Origin of the sequence: Verminephrobacter aporrectodeae subsp. tuberculatae At4 (assembly GCF_000193225.1) — a bacterium.
GTDB lineage: Bacteria > Pseudomonadota > Gammaproteobacteria > Burkholderiales > Burkholderiaceae_C > Acidovorax > Acidovorax aporrectodeae.
This window is the reverse complement of sequence record NZ_AFAL01000877.1, coordinates 1-1,460: the sequence shown is the minus strand read 5'-3', so window position 1 is coordinate 1,460 and position 1,460 is coordinate 1. Positions and strand designations below refer to the sequence as shown.

At 67.6% G+C, this 1,460-nt stretch carries 1 protein-coding gene; it reads right to left on the bottom strand.

Features of this window, described 5'->3' with window-relative positions; all coding sequences use genetic code 11:
- On the bottom strand, positions 1 to 1,460 hold a 1,460-nt coding region (locus tag VTU_RS0122045; RefSeq protein WP_010109169.1), incomplete at both ends, for a SwmB domain-containing protein.

Genomic DNA, 1,460 nt, shown 5'->3' with positions numbered 1-1,460 from the left:
CGGGGCCGTGGTATCGGCTCCGGAGTTGTTCGTCACCGCCTGGTCCGTGAGATTCGCCGCGTCATTGCCTGCCACGTCCTGCAGCACGTCGTTGCCGGTTGCGGGTCGGGTGTAGCCGAGGCTTACCACCTCGGTGCTGTCCACGTCACGGCTCAGGTGCAGCGTGACGGTCTTGGCCGTGGCATTGATCGCGACGTTCTCGACTGCAATGGCGACGCCGCTGGCGCTGCTGACCGCAAAGGCCGTGGAGGGGGGCGTATGGGCAGCGTCCAGACCCAGGCTGCTGGCCTCCGTGTAAGTCAGCACCAGATCGCGGCCGCTGACCGTTGCCGTGCCAAGCACAGGCGCCGTGGTATCGGCTGCGGAGTGGTTCACCGCCGCCTGGTTCGTGAGGTTTTCCGCGTCATTGCCGGCTGCGTCTTGCAGCACGTCGTTGCCGGTCGCTGGCTTGGTGTAGTTCAGACTCACCACTTCGCCGCTGTCCACGGCGCGGTTCAGGTGCAGCGTGACGGTCTTGGCCGTGGGATCCACCGCGACGCTCTCGACGCTGATGGCCAGGCCGCTGGCGCTGCTCACCGCAAAGGCCGCCGCGGGGGCCGTGTGGACCGAATCCAGGCCCAGGCTGCTTGCCTCGGTGTAGGTCAGTACCAGATCGCGTCCGTTGACCGTGGCGCTGCCCAGCACCGGAGCCGTGGTGTCGGCCGCGGAACTGTTCGTCACCGCCTGGCTCGTGAGGTTGGCCGCGTCATTGCCGGCAGCGTCTTGCAGCACGTTGTTGCCGGTCGCGGGCCGGGTGTAGCTCAGGCTCACCGCCTCGCTGCTGTCCACGTCACGGCTCAGGCGCAGCGTGATGGTCTTGGCCGTGGCGTTCACCGTGACTTTGTCCACGGCGATGGCGACGCCGCTGGCGCTGCTCACCGCAAAGGCCGTTGCGGGGGCCGTATTGGTTGCGTCCAGTCCCAGGCTGCTGCTCTCGGTGTAGGTCAGTACCAGATCACGCCCGCTGACCGTGGCGCTGCCGAGCACCGGCGCCGTGGTGTCGGTCGCGGAGTTATTCGTTACCACCTGGTCCGCGAGATTCGCCGCGTCGTTGCCGGCAGCGTCCTGCAGCACGTTGCCGCTTGCGGGCCGGGTGTAGCGGAGGCTTACCGCCTCGCCGCTGTCCACGTCACGGTTCAGGCGCAGCGTGACGGTCTTGGCCGTGGCGTTCACCGTGACGCTGTCGATGCTGATGGCGACGCCACTGGCGCTGCTCACCGCAAAGGCTGCGGCATCCACCGGATTCGTCTCGTCCAGGCCCAGGCTGCTCGCCTCGGTGTACGCCAACACCAGATCGCGCCCGCTGACCGTGGCCGTGCCAAGGACCGGCGCCGTGGTATCGGCTGCGGAGCTGTTCGTTACCGCCTGATTCGTGAGGTTCGCCGCGTCATTGCCCGCTGCATCTTGCAGCACGCCGTTGC